The organism is Streptomyces acidicola (assembly GCF_009377235.1).
GTDB classification, from domain to species: domain Bacteria; phylum Actinomycetota; class Actinomycetes; order Streptomycetales; family Streptomycetaceae; genus Streptomyces; species Streptomyces acidicola.
In genome coordinates, this window is the sequence record NZ_VMNX01000065.1 from 12,323 (window position 1) to 31,774 (window position 19,452).

Annotated in this window: 12 protein-coding genes; 6 read left to right on the plus strand and 6 right to left on the minus strand. The window is 70.4% G+C overall.

Annotated elements, in window-relative coordinates:
* The first annotated feature begins 264 nt into the window (after positions 1-264).
* Together FPZ41_RS18840 and FPZ41_RS18845 are read left to right on the plus strand one after the other, a co-directional pair.
* Positions 265-456: a hypothetical protein gene (locus FPZ41_RS18840; protein WP_131569513.1), complete on the plus strand. Its 192-nt coding sequence runs from the start codon at positions 265-267 to the stop codon at positions 454-456.
* A gap of 444 nt (positions 457-900) precedes the next feature.
* Positions 901-2,064 (plus strand): lactate 2-monooxygenase, encoded by a 1,164-nt coding sequence (locus FPZ41_RS18845; RefSeq protein ID WP_152864112.1) that lies wholly within the window; start codon positions 901-903, stop codon positions 2,062-2,064.
* Positions 2,065-2,159: 95 nt separating this feature from the next.
* Here FPZ41_RS18845 and FPZ41_RS18850 read toward each other — a convergent pair whose 3' ends face one another.
* The 5 genes from FPZ41_RS18850 to FPZ41_RS18870 all read right to left on the minus strand — a co-directional run bounded on the left by FPZ41_RS18850 (position 2,160) and on the right by FPZ41_RS18870 (position 10,847).
* Positions 2,160-4,019 (minus strand): RICIN domain-containing protein, encoded by a 1,860-nt coding sequence (locus tag FPZ41_RS18850; protein WP_322620414.1) that lies wholly within the window; start codon positions 4,017-4,019, stop codon positions 2,160-2,162.
* Positions 4,020-4,584: 565 nt separating this feature from the next.
* A complete protein-coding gene (locus FPZ41_RS18855) occupies positions 4,585-4,965 on the minus strand; it encodes a toxin Doc (protein ID WP_152864113.1) in 381 nt (126 codons plus the stop codon).
* Positions 4,966-4,968: 3 nt separating this feature from the next.
* Entirely contained in the window at positions 4,969-5,214 is a 246-nt protein-coding gene (locus FPZ41_RS18860; protein WP_152864115.1) for a hypothetical protein, read from the minus strand.
* A 107-nt stretch (positions 5,215-5,321) separates the two neighbouring features.
* A complete protein-coding gene (locus FPZ41_RS18865; protein ID WP_322620415.1) occupies positions 5,322-7,565 on the minus strand; it encodes a glycoside hydrolase family 9 protein in 2,244 nt (747 codons plus the stop codon).
* Positions 7,566-7,742: 177 nt separating this feature from the next.
* Positions 7,743-10,847, minus strand: coding sequence for a glycoside hydrolase family 2 TIM barrel-domain containing protein (locus tag FPZ41_RS18870; protein ID WP_152864119.1), 3,105 nt, complete (start codon positions 10,845-10,847; stop codon positions 7,743-7,745).
* A 307-nt stretch (positions 10,848-11,154) separates the two neighbouring features.
* Between FPZ41_RS18870 and FPZ41_RS18875 the strand changes: the two genes are divergently transcribed.
* On the plus strand, positions 11,155-13,572 hold the full coding sequence (locus FPZ41_RS18875; RefSeq protein ID WP_152864121.1) for a SpoIIE family protein phosphatase: 2,418 nt from the start codon (positions 11,155-11,157) through the stop codon (positions 13,570-13,572).
* A 41-nt stretch (positions 13,573-13,613) separates the two neighbouring features.
* Here the strand turns inward: FPZ41_RS18875 and FPZ41_RS18880 are convergent, their stop codons facing one another.
* Entirely contained in the window at positions 13,614-14,534 is a 921-nt protein-coding gene (locus tag FPZ41_RS18880) for a helix-turn-helix domain-containing protein (RefSeq protein ID WP_152864123.1), read from the minus strand.
* A 64-nt stretch (positions 14,535-14,598) separates the two neighbouring features.
* Between FPZ41_RS18880 and FPZ41_RS18885 the strand changes: the two genes are divergently transcribed.
* The 3 genes from FPZ41_RS18885 to FPZ41_RS18895 all read left to right on the plus strand — a co-directional run bounded on the left by FPZ41_RS18885 (position 14,599) and on the right by FPZ41_RS18895 (position 19,442).
* A complete protein-coding gene (locus FPZ41_RS18885; protein WP_152864125.1) occupies positions 14,599-15,405 on the plus strand; it encodes a phytanoyl-CoA dioxygenase family protein in 807 nt (268 codons plus the stop codon).
* Between the two features lie 172 nt (positions 15,406-15,577).
* The gene (gene uvrA, locus FPZ41_RS18890; RefSeq protein ID WP_322620416.1) at positions 15,578-18,424 is read left to right on the plus strand and encodes an excinuclease ABC subunit UvrA; all 2,847 of its coding nucleotides are present in this window, start codon (positions 15,578-15,580) and stop codon (positions 18,422-18,424) included.
* Position 18,425: 1 nt separating this feature from the next.
* Complete coding sequence (locus FPZ41_RS18895) at positions 18,426-19,442, plus strand: RNA polymerase sigma factor (protein WP_322620417.1); 1,017 nt, start codon at positions 18,426-18,428, stop codon at positions 19,440-19,442.
* The last annotated feature ends 10 nt before the right edge of the window (positions 19,443-19,452 follow it).

Here is a 19,452-nt window from a genome sequence, read left to right on the forward strand (position 1 = left end):
GGTGTCGTGAAGGAGTCACCGACGTCCTACCTGTGCGCTCCCGTAGCAACGCCGCCACGGAGCCTCCTCACCTCGGGGTGTCGAGTGAGGGGAAGTTAAAACGTTTTCAGATCCCGGTCAACACTTCTGACAGGACTTGCGACTGACGGTGCGACAGCGCGTTCCCGGCCTGTGGCGTCACGGGCGAAGCCTCAAGAGGTACTTCAATGAAACGATTGAAGGAGGTGCCGGAAGGCGCCGGACGACGGAGAGGGAGGCGCGTACGTGAAATTCGTTCTCGAAGTCGAGCTGGACGGTGCGGACTGGAACGAGGGCACCACCGTGCAGGAGTTGAGCCGCATCCTGCGGTACTGGGGCGGCAACCTCCACCACTACGACCTCAGGCCCGGGGACGGCTCCGCCGTGTACGACTCGGGCTACCGCGAGGTCGGGCACTGGACCGTCGCGCCCGAGTGATCCAGGGGCCGGCCGACGGCCCCACTCCGTCGGCCGACCCCCGGTACGGAGACCGCACGGTTCCCGTGGTGGGCTCGCACTCCCCATCCGCGAGCCCGGTAGCCGCTCACGGGAACCCCGCGACCCCGGTCTTTCGGAACGTGATGACAACGCTCGGAGCGCGAGTCTGCCGACTCCGAGCGGGAAAGGCACGTCGACCCCATGAGTTTCAGTAACTTTGAGTGTTGAAGAAGTGGCGTGATGTCACGGACCTTGATCGAGTGAAGCCCGGAACTGAGCGCCTGATGATCGTCCAGGGTGTCCACCTGGCTGGATTCGTTCGGCTCAGTAATCGGCCTGAAACATTCAGTGAGGAACTGTCCACTCCCGGGGGCTGAAGGATTCGAGCGTCCCCGCGAACGGACGCGAGCACAGTGGTTCTGCGACGAGAGGCGGGACGTACCGATGGCGAAGCACTGGGCCGACTTCCAGTACGAGATCTATCTGAACGGTCTGGGGGGTGCCGTGCCACGGCTGCCCACCGATCTGACACGGCTGGAGGAGCTCACCGAGCGGCGGCTCGGCCCCGGTCCGGCCGGCTACGTGGCGGGCAGCGCGGGTGACGGCAGCACCGCCCGCGCCAACCGGGCCGCGCTGGAGCGGCGCAGGACCGTGCCGCGGATGCTGCGCGACGTGCACGAACGGGACCTGTCCGTCGAGGTGTTGGGCCGCTCGCTGCCCGCGCCCCTGGCGCTGGCACCGGTGGGTGTGCTGTCGATCATGCACCCGGAGGCGGAGCCCGCGGCCGCCCGGGCCGCCGCCGCGCAGGGCGTGCCGTACGTGCTGTCGTCGGCCTCCAGCACGCCCATGGAGCAGGTCGCGGAGGCGATGGGTGACGCGGAGCGCTGGTTCCAGCTGTACTGGCCGAAGGACCCGGAGGTGGCGCGGAGTTTCCTCGGCCGTGCGAAGGCGGCCGGGTACTCCGTCCTGGTCGTCACCCTCGACACGCCGTTGCTCGCCTGGCGCCCGCGTGACCTCGACCAGGCGTACCTGCCGTTCCTGCACGGCGTGGGCACCGCCAACTACTTCTCCGACCCGGCGTTCCAGGCGGGCCTGGCCAAGCCCGTGCACGAGGACCCGAACGCGGCCGTGCTGCACTTCGTGAACCTGTTCTCGGACCCCGGCAAGACCTGGCCCGACCTGGCGTTCCTGCGGGAGAACTGGGACGGCCCGATCGTCCTGAAGGGCATCCTCCACCCGGACGACGCCCGGCTCGCCCTCGACGCCGGGATGGACGGGGTGATCGTCTCCAACCACGGCGGCCGCCAGGTGGCCGGATCGATCGCGGCGGCCGACGCGTTGCCCCGGGTGGCCGGGGCCGTGGGCGACCGGATGACCGTGCTCTTCGACAGCGGCATCCGAACGGGCGGCGACATGTTCAAGGCGCTCGCTCTGGGCGCCGACGCCGTCCTCGTGGGGCGTCCGTACGTGTACGGGCTCGCCCTCGACGGCCGGGCGGGCGTGGAGCACGTGATCCGCTGTCTGCTCGCGGAGTTCGACCTGACACTCGCGCTGTCGGGGCACGCCGGGCCGGGCACGGTCGGCGCCGACGACATCGAGGAGGCCTGAAGTCCGCGGGCGCGTCATATCCCTCCGACCCGCCCGCGCCGGCGGCCGTACGGTGGGCGGGGCACCCTGCACTGTCAGGGTGCCCCGCCCGCCCGTCAGGTCACCAGGCCGCTGCCCGCGACGGTGGGCCGGCGCGCCGCCGGCGGCAGGGCCGGCACGTTGCTCGTGTCGGCGGCGGCGGAGGCCGCGTCGTAGGCCGAAACCGTGCTGTCGCCGACAGACATGATCGTGCCGTCCTCCACGTGCTCCAGCGCACCGGTCAGGTCCGGGGCGCCCACCTGTTCCGGGGCCCGTACCCGGCTCCCGAGCTCGGCGAGAGGCGTTCCCGTGGCGCTGGCTTCGGCCCGCGGGGCGTCGGAGCCGGCGATCGACAGGGACTCGGGGGTGGCCGACGCGCCGTCGGTCGCCCAGCGCTGCGTGTCCGAGCCGTCGCGGACCTTGACCACGATGTCGGCTTTCGGGTCCGAGTTGGTGGGGGCGACGGCGAGCTCCTCCTCCCAGCGGGGCAGTAACTCGCCCTGCACGGTGAGGTCGTAGCGCACGTCCTCGGCACGGTCGGCCTTCTCGGAGGTGCACTCGCCCAGGACGACGACCCCGGCGTCCACGTGCGAGTCCAGGCACAGTTCGGGGTTGGCGACACTGCGCAGTTGGCCGTCGTCCTCGTACGACCACTTCTGTGTCCAGGCGGACGAGCACACCGCGAGTTCGGTCGCGGCGCCCTCCTTCGCCTTGCCGCGTATGTCGAGACACAGGTCGGCGTCGACATTGCGCAGCCGGGTCTGGTCGGGGGTGGTGGACATGCCTGCCGAGTCGGGGGGCGGGGACGACGTGGGCGCGGGCGTGGTCCCGGGGTCGGGTGCCGTGCTGCGGCCGCCGCTGGCGCTGGTCGACGCGGCGGGGTCGGCTCCGCTGCCGTCGTCCGAGAGCATCGCGATGGACAGGACGAGCGCAATCAGGGCTCCCGAGGCGGCACCGACACCGGTGAGCAGGGCCCTGCCGTTGATGCGCGGTGCGGCCGTGCCGCGGGCACGGCGCTGGGGAGGGATACGGGACAGCAGACGGTGCCGGCCGTTGTTCGCGGCGCGTCGGCCACCCCCCTGGCGCAAACCGCTCTGCGAGCCGCGGTCGGGCCGCGAGTCGAGGTAGCGGCGCGCGCCCCAGCCGAGCACGGCCTCGGCGAGCAGACCTGCCAGCGATCCCTCGAAATGGCTGAGTTGCTCGGCGGCGTAACGGCAGTAGCGGCACTCCAGCAGATGTTGCTGCACATCGGGGAGCAGGGCGCCGCCGCGCCGAATCGGCACATCCAGCAGCCGGTTGTAGAAGCGGCAGTCCTTGCCCGGCGCGAGTTCACGATGGGCGCGGACACAGCCCTGACGGAATTGCTCGCGGGCCTGCTCCAGTGCCGTCGCCGCGGTGTCGGGGTCCATGCCCAGCAGACCGGCGGGAATGGTGATCGGTTCCGCTTCCACCTCGGTGTGCCACAGCAGACACTGGGCGAGTCCGGGCAGGGCCTGAAAAGAACGCTCGGCGAGCTTGCGATTGTCCGGCGTCATGGACTTCGCGGCGCGCATGCCGCGGCCCCCGGCGGGTTTTCTCAGGTCCGGCAGAACGGTGGAGAGCTCGTCCTGTGCGGACCACTCCTTGACCATGTCCCGCACGGTCACGAGAAGGCGGGGGCGCAGGGCGACGCCCGACTCCCCCCGTATCAGCCCCTCCAGCACCCGGTGGAAGGAGGCGGCCGTAACCATCGAGGCTGCGTTCGCCGAAGAAGCGAGGCAGATGACCGCGTAGTCGTGCGTCGATTGCCAGTGCCGTGCCATCAGCACCGCGACGGGGTCGCCGGCCTCGCTCTCCGGCCTGCCTCTCAGCTGGGCGGCGAGGTTCTCGTCCGATACCCCGGGAATCACGCCGGGGCGCGGCGGATAGGACGGGCGTGGGGGGTGGGGGGTGTGCACAGAGCGGTTTCCTTCCGAGGCGCAAAGGTGGCACACAGAGGTGGTTACCGAAAAGGAGCGCCTGATTGGTGCGGACCTTTTTCGGCGGTGCGCCGGGAAAACGGCCCGAGGGGACTGACAGAGCCGCACGGTGGCCGCCGGCCGAGGACCTTTTGGGCCCGTCGACGAACCGAGAAGCCGAGCGGCGTTTCAGACCTGGCCAATGCCCGTACGCAGGGAAGTTCACCCTTGCACAAGTAACTCGCGGCTAACAAGGCACTTGGGCAACATCCGGCCTGCTGAAGGAAAGTCAAAACGTGTCCTGCTCGACACATGAAAGGCGAGGGCCCCCCTTCGGCGCTGGTGACCGATGCCTCCCGTATGTCTCCGATCACGGCCTTGCCGGGCCTGTCGAGACGTCAACTCGCCCGGCTCGTACGGGTATTCGCATGCGTTGCGCGCCGGGCGAAGGGGGCACGCACCGGGACGGCGCGCACACGCTTCCGAGAAACACGCATTCCGTGGTCGGCCGGGATCGACCGCTCGACGGCCTGATCCTCCCGCCCAAGGGCTTGGGCGGGAACGCTCAGATCTGCCAGGACCGCAGCCGGTCCGCGGCGCCGTACACATCGACCTTGTCGGAGATCAGATCGCGCGTGAGGTCCACGAGAGCGCCGTACGGCGGATCGATCCCGGCACCGCTCACGAACATGTACGACACGGCGGTCGCGCAGGCGAAGCGGGCGTTGGCGGACGGCAGGGGCCTGAGCAGGGCCAGTGTGTGCAGCAGTGCCGCGGCACGCCAGGCCGGGTCGGAGTCCACGCCGAGGCGCGGCGGGTCGACGCGGTGGCGGGCCACGGCGGCGACGAGGGCGGAGAAGTCGTCGACCGTCGGCTGGTCGGGCAGAAGCTCTTCGTGGCGCTGAAGCAGCCAGGGCACGTCGATATGGATGACGGGAGGAGCCATCGGTCAGACGGCCCGCCCCTCGCCCTTGTCGACCGGTTCGTCCTCCGGGAACGCGGCGGCGAACTCATCCGCGTGCGCCGTGAAGAACTGCCGGAACGCCTCGGCGCCCTCCTTCAGCGCCCGGTGGCGCACGATGTCGGCCGCGGCGGCCTCGCGCACGAGGGCCTTCATCGACGTACCGCGCTCCTTGGCCATCTGCCGCAGGTCCTCTAGCTCGCGGTCGCTGAACTCCACATTCAGAGCTGGCATGCCCTCACGGTACCGCGTGGGTACTGACTGGTAAATACCGGCAGGTCAGGACCTGTTGCACGCGGTACCGACAGAGGGTGCGCCATCCGACGCGGCGGCGTCGAACGCTAGGCCTGGTCCGCCACGAACGACGCCATCCGTGCCAGCGCGGCGTTCCAGTTGATCGTGTGCTCGTTCGTCGACCAGGACTGGATGTCGTCGATGTAGCAGAACTGACCGACGCAGCCCTGGAGTTTGCTCTGTGCGTACGGGTCCTGGATGCCTGAGTTCGGACCTCCGGCGAGCGTGCCCCGCGGCGGGTTCGGAAGGCCGGGATCGAGCTGGCGGGCGTACCAGCGGCTGTGCTGGTTGTGCGCGTTGACCTCGCCGTAGCCCGTCACATAGGACATGTTCAGCGCGTTGCGGCCCAAGATGTAGTCCATGCTCTGGATCGCCCCGTCGCGGTACTTCGACGCGCCCGTGATGTCGTAGGCGGTGGCGATGACCACCGCGTTGTTGAGGACCTGGTGGCTGGAGCCCCAGTCGTACAGGTTGTTGTCGGGTGCGTACGGCATGCCGTACGCCTGTGATTTCAGCGTGGCGAGATAGCGGTCGGCCCCCTTGACCACGGACTGGCGCACCTTGTCCCGGCCGGGCAGCGCGCTCGGGACCATCGCGAGGTCGAGGCGGCCCGCGGCGGCCGTCCTGGACCAGTCGAAGCCGAGGCTGCCGAAGAGGTCGGCCGTGTGGACCGGGGAGTCGAGGACGAAGTCGGCGAACTCCTTCTCGCCGGTGGTGAGATAGAGCTCGGCGGCCGCCCAGTAGAACTCGTCGGTGGCGTTGTCGTCCGCGTAGGTGCCGCCTCCGATGCCGTCGTTCGGGTCGGGGTGGGTGTCGGGGTGTGCGCGGGCCGCCGCCCAGGCCGTCCGCGCCGCCGCGAGCGTCTTCGTCGCGAAGGCCTGGTCGTACGGCTTGTACAGGCGCGCCGCCTGTGCGGCGGTGGCCGCGAGGTTCAGGGTCGCCGTAGTGGTGGGCGGGTGCAGTTCGCGCTTCTGCGGGTCGGCGTCCGGCATCAGGGGCAGTCCGGTCCACTGCTCGTCGTGGATCTTGTGGTGCGCCATGCCCGCGAGCGGCTGTCCTGCCGGCACCTGCATCTTCAGCAGGAACTCCAGCTCCCAGCGGGCCTCGTCCAGCACGTCCGGCACCTTGTTGCCGCTCTCCGGGAGGGCGAGCGTGCCGTCGCCGAGCTTCTCGGCCCGCCCGGTGCGGGCCAGCAGGGACCGCTCGTACGTGGACAGCAGTTCCCAGGTGGAGATGCCGCCGTTGACGACGTACTTGCCGTGGTCGCCGGCGTCGTACCAGCCGCCGGTGACCTCGAGCGTGTAGTCGCAGACGCCCGGTTGGCAGGGCACGTCCTTGTCGCCGCGGTTGGGCGCGGCGTTCAGGTGACCGGCCGGGCGGCCGTAGCCGGGGCGCAGGTCGTCGCGGATCTCGATGCCGCTGCGCTGCGTGTAGTAGTACTTCAGCGAGTCGAGCCGCAGCTGTTCGTAGGCTCCCGGGTCGATGTCGAACGGGCGGCTCGTCTCGCCGTCGGCGACAAGTGTGAGGTCCTTGACCCGGGTGCGGTAGGAGCCGAAGTCGATCGAGTGGACGTTCTGTCCGGAGGAGGCGTCGAGGCCGCGCGGCACGGTCCAGCCCTGGGCGACCGTGGTACCGGAGGCGTTCTTCAGCTGCCAGGGCAGCTTCGCGGTGGCGTCGGTGACGAGGGTGGCGTTCTTCGGCCCGGCGGGCAGGTAGGCGACCTGGTTGACGCGTACCCGCGGCCCGGTGTCGGGCTCGTACACCTCGGGCGGCACCCCGCCGAGCAGCGACACGTCGTCCATGCAGAAGCGGAACGGGTCGGTGCCGCCGCCGAGTTGGAAGCCGACCTGCCCCTGGGTGGTGTCGACGGGTGAGGTGAACGTGTAGGAGTACGCGTCGCCCGAGACGCTCAGACGCGGGCTGACCTCGAAGTAGGTGTCGTACGGCGCCGCCGACAGTCCGACGATCGCGCGCAGCACGTTTCCCTCGGGCGCGCCGGACGCGGTGAAGCTGAACCGGTAGGACTCCCCCTTCACGAGGGTGATGTCGTTCTGGCCGACGGCGGCGTCCCAGCGGTTGGCGGTGCCGCCCGGGATGTCGGCGCAGAGCCTGCCGTCGGACAGGCCCGCGGTGACGTTGCTCGTCGTCCACCAGGGGGCGGTGGTGGTGTCGAAGGTGCCGTTCTTGACCTGTTCGACCTCCTCGGCCTCGGCCGGCCCGGCCGGCAGCGCGGTGAGCGCCGCCGCGAGGAGGGCCGTCACGGAGAGCAGGGTGGTTCTGCGTCGTTTCACGTCTGGGCTCCTCGGGGAGATGGGGGCGCACAGAGGTGGCGCATGGGCGTGGGAGCGCTCCCAAATGCGGACGCAGGTCATGCTGTTCGAGACATGACAGCGCGTCAACGGTCCGGACAGGACTCGTTCCCGTCCGGACCGTAACGGCATCGCATTCGCTTGGCTTCGGCACTTCGGTCAGCCGGTCGTCGGCACCTCCAGCCGGCTGATCCGCACCGCCCCCTTGGCATCGCCCGGGTGAGCGCTGGTCAGGAGAAGCCGGAGCCGGGTGCCGCGCACCGGATCGAAGGTGATCACCGTGGGGGCGTCGGACTCCATGACCCAGTCGGTCTTCACACCCCGGACGGGCACGTACCGCCTGCCGTCCCAGACGGACACCTCGACCGAGGCGGGCAGGGAGTGCGTGGCGCCGACGGTGAAGGAGACCTCCGCCCGGTCGACCGTACGGGTCCGGCCCCAGTCGACCGAGACCCAGTCCTGCGCACGGGCACCGTCGAACCCGGGGAGCAGGGCCGTGGCCGCCTTGCTGAACGCGTTGGACCAGCCGGTGGCCGGGTCGCCGTCGAGCATGGCGGACGGGAGGGTGTCGGAGCGCCCCGAGTAACTGGCGTCGGCGAACGGGAAGTTCGGGGCGGGCGGGTGCTCGGCCTCGAACACGGCCGGTGGCGTGGTGGACTTCGACCGCGCCGGAGTGACGCGGACGGTCACCGTGCCCTTCCGCAGGCCGTCCGCGCGTGCCGTCACCTTCAGGGAGCCGGCCACGACGCCGGATCGTACGATCCCGAGTGCCTTGCCGTGGAAGGCGGTTCGGGTGCTCGCCTGGTAGCGCTCGGCGCTCTCCTCGCGCCCGTTGTCGAGGCCCGCCAGCGAGCCGCCGTCGGTGTCGAAGGTGATCAGGTGCTCGGCGCCGGGCACGACCACGCCCCGGGCGTCGACCACCTCGGCGGTGACGAAGCACAGCGATCGGCCGTCGGCAGCGAGGGAGGCACGGTCGGAGGTGAGGCGGATCGCGTACGGCCGGCCCGCCGTGCGCAGGACGTCCGTGGCGACCGTGCGGCCGTCGCGGCGCGCCACCGCCTTCAGCTCACCGGGCTCGTACGGGACCTTCCAGGTGAGGTGGAGCTTGCCCGCGCTGCCGTTCGGGCTGGTGTAACTGCCCGGGTAGGGGCCCGAGGTGACGGTCTTGTCGTCGCCGGTCGCCTCGGTGGTCTCCAGGTAGGGGCGTCCGTCGACGGTCTTCTTGCGGTCGAACTTCCGGACGCCGAGGGACGTGCCGTTGAGGTACAGCTCGACGGTGTCGACGTTGGAGTAGGCCCACACCTCGACGGTGTCGCCCTCCTCGTGGTTCCAGCTCATGGGCAGCAGGTGGACCATGGGCTCGTCCGTCCACTGGCTCCTGAACAGGTGGTACGTGTCCTTGGGGAACCCGGCCGTGTCGACCGCGCCGAAGAAGGACGCCTTCACGGGGAACACGTCGTAGGGCGTGGGCTCACCGATGTAGTCGATGCCGGACCACAGGAACTCCCCGGTGAACCACTTCCGGTCCCGGTCCTTCTTCAGCCCGTACTCACCGCTGTACGTCCACGTGGCGAGGTTGTTGTCGTACGAGGAGGTGGCGCGCCTGCCCGGGGTCTGGTTCTCGCCCGTGTTGAGGCGCTCGGGCTCCTGGTAGGTGCCGCGGGTCGACGTCTCGGACGAGGACTCCGACTCGAACAGGAACAGCTTCGGGTAGCGGGCGTGCAGGGCGTCGACCGAGGCGGCGGTGTTGTAGTTGACGCCCAGGCCGTCGACCTTGGCGAGGATCAGGTCGGCCGGGGAGCCCTCGGCGGGCACGCTGCGGTGCCGGTGGGAGCCGATCACGATCGGGCGGGCGGTGTCGTACGTCTTCACTCCGGCGATCAGCCGGTCCGCGATGGTGAGGCCCGCGGTGGAGGTGAACTCGGAGATCTCGTTGCCGATGGACCACATGATGACGGCGGGCGAGTTGCGGTTCGCGAGCACCATCTCCGCGAGGTCCCGGTCGGACCACTCGTCGAAGAAGCGGCCGTAGTCGTACCGGGTCTTGCTGCTGCGCCAGCAGTCGAAGGCCTCCACGATCATGACGATGCCGAGCCGCTCGCAGGCCGCGAGCACCTCGGGCGCGGGCGGGTTGTGGGAGGTGCGCAGGGCGTTGACGCCCATGCTCTTCATGATGACCAGCTGCCGCTCCACGGCGTCGGCGTGGACGGCCGAGCCGAGGGCGCCGAGGTCGTGGTGGAGGTTGACGCCGCGGAGTTTGACGTAACGGCCGTTCAGGGTGAGGCCGTTGTCCGCGTCGATGGTGACGTGGCGGATGCCGAAGGGGGTTTCGTAGGTGTCGACGGTGCGGCCGGCGACGCGGAGTTCGGTCCGCAGGCTGTAGAGCCGGGGTGTGTCGATGTCCCACACCCGCGGGTCCGGTACGGCGATTTCGTGGGTGACGGTCTCGGGGTCCGCGGCGGCCGTCACGGCGGACTCCGTGCGGGCGACCGTGCGGCCGTCGGGGTCGACGACGCGGGATCTCACGGTGACCTCCGTGCCGGTTCCCGACGCGTTGACGACGGTGGTCCGGGCCCGCAGGAGGGCGCGCTCGCCGCTCAGCTCCTCGGTTGTCACGTACGTGCCCCAGCGCTGGACGTGCACGGGGTCGGTGACGACCAGACGGGCCGTGCGGTAGATGCCGCTGCCCGAGTACCAGCGGCTGCTGGGGAGCCGGTTCTGGACCTTGACCACGATCACGTTGGGGGTGGTGCCGTCGGTGTGCAGCAGGTCGGTGAGGTCGAGGGCGAACCCGGTGTACCCGTACGGGTGACGGCCGACCTCGGTGCCGTTGCAGTAGACGTACGAGTCCATGTAGACGCCGTCGAACTCCGCCGAGACGCGCTTGCCGGCGAGGGCGGGCCGGAGGGTGAAGGAGAGGCGGTACCAGCCGAGGCCTCCGGGGAGGAAACCGGTGCCGCTGGTGGTGCCGAACTCGGTGGTGGGGGTCTGCTCGATACTCCAGTCGTGGGGCACGGCCACCTGACGCCAGGCCGAGTCGTCGTAGCCCGGGTCCATCGCGTCGGCGTAGTCGCCGGTGGGGTCGGTGATGCCGCCGGGATTGACCAGCGCGAAACGCCAGCCGTCGCGGAGGTCGATCGTGCGCCCCGAGGTGGCGTCGGCCGGGCGGGCCGGGGGCTCGGCGGCGGACGCGGTGCCCGCGAGCGCACCCGCCATCGGCGCGGCGGAGCCCGCGATCAGTAACGACCTGCGCGTGACCGTCATGGTCATCCCTTCGTCGGACGTGCGGGTGAACGATTCCGTGGCACACAGGCAGGGCAGAAGCCCTCCAGCACAAGGGCCCACAAGCGCAAGCGATCACACACAAGTGCTCGTGAGCAAACAGATTCTGACGTTGCGACGCGCAGACGCGTCAAGGGTCCGTCCGGCCACTTGCGCCCGCCCCGCCCCGGCAGCTGCACCGATCGGCCCGCCCCACTCGCGCGACACCCCGGGTGCGGGGAACAACGACGCACTAGGCTGGATTTCGCCCGCATGCGCGTTCGGTCCGGCGAAATGGAATCTGGCCACGATGAGGAGCCGCAAGGTCACAGAAGGTGACGCCGTGGCGTATACCTTCGACGGCACCGTCACGGCGCGGGCGGTCGTGGCCGCCGACGGTTCGGTCGTCGAGTGGAACGAGGGAGCGCGGCTGCTGTTGGGCTGGACGGCGCCGGACGTCCTGGGCCGGTCCGCCGCGCGACTGCTGGCCGCGCACGGTTCCTTCCGGCTGCCTCCGCCAGGCAGCCTCGTCTGGAGCGGCACGGTACCGCTGCGTCACCAGGACGGCCGGACGGTGTCGGTGTGGCTGCTCGCCCACCTCCTTCGGCCGACGGCCGGAGACACCGGAGACAAGGCCGGCGGCTGGCTGATTCTCTGCCCCCTGGAGGACCCCGGTCCGCTCAGTCTCGACGAGCCCCTCTCCGCGGCGCTCATGACCCAGTCGCCGTGCGCGGCGGCCGTGTTCGACGGGCGGCTACGACTGCGCGGCATCAACAACGCGATGGCGGACGCGGTCGGCATCCCGGAGGAGAACCTCCGGGGGCTCCACATGTCCGAGATAGTGGGCGGCCGGCAGGGCGAGAAGCTGGAGGAGCACCTGCGCGAGGTGCTCGACAGCGGCCGGAGCAAGGAGGTGCAGACCTTTCTACGGGCCGCGGACGAGGCCGACGCACACGCCTGGTCCGCACGGATCGCCCCCCTGACCGACAGCGACGGGCGGGCGATCGGCGTCTGTGTGACCGGCCACGACATCACCGAGCAGTACCAGGCCCGCCAGCGGCTGCAACTCGTGAACGAGGCCAGCGTCCGGATCGGCAGCACCCTCGACGTGACGCGCACGGCCCAGGAGCTGGCCGATGTGTGCGTGCCCACGCTCGCCGACTTCGTCAGCGTCGACCTCATGGAGTCCCTGGCGTACGGGGACGAGCCGGCGGTGGGATCGCTGTCCGCCCCGTTCACTCTGCGCCGCGCCGCCCACCAGTCGGTGAACGCGGGCTGCCCCGAGGCCGTGGTCGAGCTGGGGGGCCTCGACGTCTACCCCGCCTCCTCGCCGCAGGGCGCCTCGCTGGCCGTCGGGCGGACGGTCGTGGCGATGAACTCCGGCGGCGCCCTCGGGGAGTGGCTGGACTGGGACCCGGTGCGCAGTGCGCGGATAAAGGAGTACGGCATCCACGCCACGATGTCGGTCCCGATCCGGGCCCGCGGCACGACCCTCGGCGTGGCCGTGCTCACCCGCTTCCGGCACAAGGACCCGTTCACGCCCGACGACGAGCTGCTGGCCGAGGAGGTCACGGCCCGCGCCGCCGTCTGTATCGACAACGCCCGCCGCTTCTCCCGCGAGCGCGAGACGGCACTGGCGCTCCAGCGCAGCCTGCTCCCGCTGACGCTGCCCCGCATGCCCGCGCTGGAGGCGGCGTCGCGGTACCTGCCGGCGGCGCGGGCCGGAGTGGGCGGCGACTGGTTCGACGTGATCCCGCTGTCCGGCCTGCGGGTCGCCATGGTGGTCGGTGACGTCGTCGGCCACGGCATCCAGGCGTCGGCGACGATGGGCCGGCTCCGTACGGCCGTCCGTACGCTCGCGGACGTCGACCTGGCTCCGGACGAGCTGCTGACCCACGTCGACGACCTCGTCGTACGGCTGTCGAAGGAGGCCGGTGCCGAAGGGGTGACCGAGGTGGGGGCCACCTGTCTGTACTCGGTGTACGACCCGGTCACCCGCCGGTGCAGTTTCGCGCGGGCCGGGCATCCGCCGCCGGTGGTGCTCACGCCGGACGGCCGAACGCTCGATGTGCAGGTGCCGGCGGGCCCGCCGCTGGGCCTGGGCGGGCTGCCCTTCGAATCCACCGAGCTGGAACTCCCCGAGGGCACACTCCTCGCCCTCTACACCGACGGGCTGATCGAGAGCCGCGACCGCGACATCGACGCCGGGCACGACCTGCTGCGCCAGACACTCGCCCGCTCGACCGGTTCCCTGGACGAGGTCTGCCAGGACGTCATCCGCTCGATGCTGCCGGCGGCCGGAGCCACCGACGACGTGGCGCTGCTGCTGGCCCGGACCCGCGGGCTGAAGCCCTCGCAGGTCGCGACCTGGGCACTGCCGGCCAATCCAGCGGTCGTCTCCCGCACCCGCCAGTACGTCCTGGACCAGCTGGCGGCGTGGGGGCTGGCCGAGATGGCGTTCACCGTCGAACTCGTGGTGAGCGAGCTGGTCACCAACGCGATCCGGCACGGCGCGCCCCCGATCCAGCTGCGGCTCATCCACGAGGACTCCACCCTGATCTGTGAGGTGTCCGACTCCAGCGGTACAGCACCGCATCTGCGCCGGGCCAAGACGTTCGACGAGGGCGGCCGCGGCCTGCTGCTGGTGGCCCAGCTCACCCAGCGCTGGGGCAGCCGCCACACGGACAACGGCAAGACGATCTGGGCGGAGCTGACACTGTCGGACTGAGCGAGGCAGCTCAGAGCGGACGCGCCCTGGCGAACGCCCCGTCAGGCGCCCCTGAGCCTGCTTCGGTAACCCCCCGGAGGGACCCCGTACCGCTGCCGGAACACCCGGCTGAAGTGAAACGGGCTGGTGAAGCCCGAGGCCGCGGCGACCCGCTCGACCGGCAGGTCGGTCGCTTCGAGGAGCCGCGCCGCGTGCAGCAGCCGAGCGTCGAGGAGCGCCCGCATCGGGGACCGGCCGAGCTGCTGGGTGAACAGATGTGCGAACCGTGACGGCGAGAGCGAGACGCGCTCGGCGAGGGAGCGGACCGTGTGCCGGGCACCCGGGTCTGCGGCGATCAGCCCTTCCGCCCGCCGGATCCGCGGGTCGACCCCCGACCGGCGCGGCTCCGAGCGGGCCGCGGCGAGCAGCACGACCTCCTCCAGCGAGCACAGGGCCAGCTCACGGGCCGCGGTGCCGTGCGCCACGGCCACCTCACCGGCTCCCGCCACACCCTCGGCCCCCGGCACACCCTCGGCCGGTGGTGCTCCCTCCCCCGCCCAGCGCGCGTCGGCGATCATCCGGCCGAACGCGGCGTCGACACGGTCCCGGACACCGGCATGGGTGTGCGACACCGCGTAGAGGCGGTCCCCGATCTCGTACGGCCGCAACCAGCCGGCCCAGGACGTCCTGGCCTGGCAGTGCGCCCACCAGAACGCCCAGTGGTCCGCGCCGGGCCGGAGGGCGTACCGGTGGGGCACGCCGGGGCCCAGGACGACGAGGTCGCCCGGGCCCGCGACCGTCTCGGCCGTGCCCTGGCGCAGCAGTCCCCCGCCGCCCGTGGTCCACGTGAACAGCCAACTGTCCGATCCGCCCGGACGGTTGATGCGGTAGCCCGTTCCTTGGTCGAAGCGGCCGACGGTCACCAGGCCCGGTGGCGGGGACGGGACAGCAGTCTCGGACAGGTCGTCAGCACGCACAGGCATCCTCCCGACGGTTGCTCCGACCTAGCGTGAGGCAGGAAGGACATCGGCGAGAAGGGACACTCGGATGACAGCCACGGTCAGGACGGACTTCAGGACGGACTTCGAGGAGAACGGCCATCTGGTGGTGCGCGGGCTGTTCTCCGCCGCCGAGATCGACGGCCTGTGCGCGGAGTTCGCGCGGCTGCACGCGCGCGGCCCGGTCCCCGGGCACTTCGAACCCCGGGCGACCGCGGCCGACACCGCCGCGGACCCGCTGCACATCTACCCCCGGTTCATGCACCCGCACCGCGTCAACGAGCTGTCCCGGCGCGTCCTCCTCGACGCCCGGCTGCGGGAGATCCTCGAAGTGCTCCTGGGCGAGGAGGTCCTGGCCGCGCAGAGCATGTTCTACTTCAAGCCGCCGGGCGCCCGTGGTCAGGCGCTGCACCAGGACAACTTCTATCTCCGGGTGGAGCCGGGCACATGTGTGGCCGCGTGGATCGCCTGTGATGTGATCGACCAGGAGAACGGCGGTCTGGAGGTCGTGCCGGGCACGCACCGCATGGACCTGTTCTGCCCGGAGGAGGCGGACGCCGAGCTGTCCTTCGTCCGGGAGTACGTGCCGCCGCCGCCCGGCCTGGCCGCCGTACCCGTCGACATGAAGCCGGGTGACGTTCTGTTCTTCAACGGCAGCCTGGTGCACGGCTCCCAGCCCAACCACACCGACGACCGCTTCCGCCGCTCCTTCATCGGTCACTACGTCGGCCGCTCCACCGAGCGCATCGGCCGCTTCTACCACTCCCTCACGATGAGCGGCGAACCCGTCGCCCTGCCGGAGAGCGAGGGCGCGGGGCCGTGCGGCACGGAGTTCGAGGCGGCGGGCGCGCACTGAGGGGGTGCGCCCCGGAACGCGCTCCCATCCCCTTTTTCGAAAAGACCCTTTCCTGCCTTTCCGTTCCACGCGCTTGACATTGGGCGGTTGAATGTGGGCAACAAAAGACCCTGGACAACGGGCCATAACGATTCGATAACCCCACGCTTCCCTGCGCGTTAGGGTCGGTGGCGTGAGAGACCGCATCGTCATCAAGGGCGCTCGTCAGCACAATCTCCGTGACATCTCTGTTGAGCTGCCCCGGGAGGCGCTCATCGTTTTCTCGGGTGTTTCCGGTTCGGGAAAGTCGAGCCTCGCTTTCGACACGATTTTCGCCGAGGGACAGCGCCGCTATGTGGAGTCGCTTTCGGCGTACGCGCGGCAGTTCCTGGGGCAGCTGGACAAGCCGGACGTCGACGTCATCGAGGGGCTGTCGCCGGCCATCGCGATCGACCAGAAGACGGCCGGCCGCAATCCGCGCTCCACCGTCGGCACCATCACCGAGGTGTACGACCATCTGCGGCTGCTGTACGCCCGTGTCGGCCGCCCCCACTGCCCCGAGTGCGACGAGCCGGTCAGCCGTCAGACGCCCCAGCGGATCGTGGACCGGCTCCTGGCCGAGGAGGAGGGCGTCCGTGTGCAGGTGCTCGCCCCGGTCGTACGGGACCGCAAGGGCGAACACGCGGAGGTGTTCCGCCAGTTGCAGACGGATGGCTTCAGCCGGGTGCGGGTGGACGGGGTCGTCCTTCCGCTGAGCGCACCGCCCGCGCTCGACAAGGGCACGAAGCACTCCATCGAGGTCGTGGTGGACCGGATCGCCCTCAAGGCGGGCGCCCGGCAGCGGCTGACCGAGTCCGTCGAGACCGCGCTGGGCCTCACGGGCGGTGTCGTCTGCGTCGACTTCGTGGACCTGGACGCCGCCGATCCCGCACGCGAGCTGCGGTTCTCGGAGAAGATGGCGTGCCCGCGCGGCCACGACCTCGGCCTGGAGTCGCTGGAACCCCGGCTGTTCTCGTTCAACGCCCCCTGGGGTGCCTGCCCCGAGTGCACCGGCCTCGGCTCACGGACCGAGGTCGACCCCGGACTCCTCGTCCCGGACGAGGAGAAGTCCCTGGCCGAGGGCGCCATCGCGCCCTGGACCAACACCAGCGGCGCCGACTACTTCGCCCGGCTCCTCGACGCACTCGCCGCCGAGATCGGCTTCAGCACCGCCACCGCGTGGCGCGAACTGCCTGACGAGGTACGGCACATCGTGCTGCACGGCACGCCGCGGCAACTGCACCTGACGTACCAGAACCGGTTCGGGCGCGATCGTTCCCACCTGACCCGGTACGAGGGGGTCGTCCCGCACGTCCAGCGGCGGTACACGGAGGCCGAGGGCGAGGGCGCCCCGACGCGGTTCGCGGGCTATATGCGCGAGGTGCCCTGCTCGGCCTGCGGTGGTGCGCGGCTGAGGCCCGCGGTGCTCGCCGTGCGGGTGGGCGGGCGCGGCATAGCCGAGCTGACCGCACTCCCCCTCGACCAACTCGGGCAATTCATACGCGACTTGGAGCTCCAGGGATGGGAGCGCCGGGTCGCGGAGGCCGTGCTCGCCGAGATCGACGAGCGGCTGCGGTTCCTCCTGGACGTCGGACTCCACTACCTGTCCCTGGACCGGCCCGCAGCGAGCCTGTCGGGCGGGGAGGCGCAGCGCATCCGGCTGGCCACACAGATCGGCGCCGGCCTGGTCGGGGTGCTGTACGTGCTGGACGAGCCGAGCATCGGGCTGCACCAGCGGGACAACCAGCGGCTGATCGAGACCCTGCTGCGGCTGCGCGACCGGGGCAACACCGTGATCGTCGTCGAGCACGACGAGGACACCATGAAGGTGGCCGACTGGGTGGTGGACATCGGGCCGGGCGCCGGCGAGCACGGCGGGCACGTGGTGCACTCCGGAACGGTACGCGAACTCATGGAGCACCCCACCTCACTCACCGGGGCCTATCTGTCGGGCCGCCGGGAGATACCGCTGCCCCGGCAGCGCAGGCCGCGCACGGAGGGCCGGGAGCTCACGGTGCACGACGCGGCCGAGCACAACTTGAAGGACGTCACGGTGTCGTTCCCGCTCGGGCAGTTCGTCGCGGTCACCGGTGTCTCCGGCTCGGGCAAGTCGACGCTGGTGAACGACATCCTCCACACGGCGCTCGCCCAGCGGCTGCACCGCGCCCACAAGGTGCCGGGCCGGCATCGCACGATCACCGGTGCCGAGGAGATCGACAAGGTGGTCCAGGTCGACCAGTCCCCCATCGGCCGCAGCCCGCGCTCCAACCCGGCGACGTACACGGGGGTCTTCGACCATCTGCGCAAGCTGTTCGCCCAGACCCCGGAGGCGAAGGTGCGCGGCTACCAGCCCGGCCGGTTCTCCTTCAACCTCAAGGGTGGCCGCTGCGACCACTGTTACGGCGACGGCACCATCAAGGTGGAGATGAACTTCCTGCCGGACGTGTACGTGCCGTGCGAGGTGTGCCACGGCGCCCAGTACAACCGGGAGACGCTGGAGGTCCACTACAAGGGCCGGTCCATCGCCGACGTCCTCGCCATGACCGTCGCGGAGAGCCTGGACTTCTTCGACGGGCACCAGATCATCTCCCGGCACCTGCGCACCCTGCATGACGTCGGGCTCGGCTACGTCAGGATCGGCCAGCCCGCGACGACCCTGTCCGGCGGCGAGGCACAGCGCGTCAAACTCGCCTCCGAGCTCCAGCGCCGTACCCGCGGACGCACCCTCTACGTACTCGACGAACCGACCACCGGACTACACATCGACGATGTGCGCAGGCTGCTGGACGTGCTCCACCGGCTCGTCGACTCGGGCAACACGGTCGTCGTGATCGAGCACAACCTCGACGTCGTCAAGACGGCGGACTGGCTGATCGACATGGGCCCGGAGGGCGGCCACGGCGGCGGCACGGTCATCGCCGAGGGAACCCCCGAGCTGATAGCCGCTCAACCGCACTCGTACACCGGGCAGTTCCTGCGTCCGCTGCTGGAGGTGGGGTGACGTGAGCGTGGTGGACACGGACGCCCCGGTGGAGGAGCGGGAGGAGTTCCTGCTCGGGGACGACGAGAGCGACGCGCCCGCCCCTCGGCCGGCCGCCGCGAACGGGTCGGTGGACCCGGTACGGGACTACCTCAGGCTCATCGCGCGGGTGCGCCTCCTCAGCGCCGAGCAGGAGGTGGAGCTGGCAAAGCGCATCGAGGCGGGCCTGTACGCGGAGAAGCGGAGGGAGGAGGAGCCGGAGCTGGCGCCCTCGTTCCGCCGGGAGCTCGCCCTGCTCGCCGAGGACGGGTGCCGCGCCAAGGCCCACCTCATCGAGGCGAACCTCCGGCTGGTCGTCTCGGTGGCGAAGCGGTACACGGGCCGCGGGCTGCTGTTCCTGGACCTGATCCAGGAGGGCAACACCGGTCTGATCCGCGCCGTCGAGAAGTTCGACTACGCCAAGGGATTCAAGTTCTCGACATACGCGACCTGGTGGATCCGGCAAGCCATCACGCGCGCGCTGGCCGACCAGGGGCGGACCATCCGTATCCCGGTCCACTTGGTGGAGGTCATCAACCGGGTGGCCAGGACGCGGCGCGAGCTGCTCCATGAGCGCGGCACGGAACCCTCGCCCCAGGAGCTGGCCGACAAGGCGGGCGTGTCCTTGGACAAGCTCACCGAACTCGACGGCTACACCCGGGAACCCGTCTCCCTGCACACCGCGCTCAATGAGGAGGGCGACACCGAGTTCGGCGACCTGATCGAGGACGCAGACAGCGCCTCCCCCTGGGAGACGGTCACCTTCGTCCTGCTCCAGGAGACCATCCAGTCCCTCCTCGCGGACATGACGCCGCGGGAGGCCGGCATCATCTCCCTGCGGTTCGGGCTCTTCGGCGGCCGGGCGCGGACGCTGGAGGAGATCGGCCAGGTGTACGGCGTGACCCGTGAACGCATCCGCCAGATCGAGTCCAAGACGATGTCCAAGCTGCGTCATCCCTCACGCTCGCAGGCGCTGCGGGACTATCTCGACGTCCTGTGAAGCCGGTCGG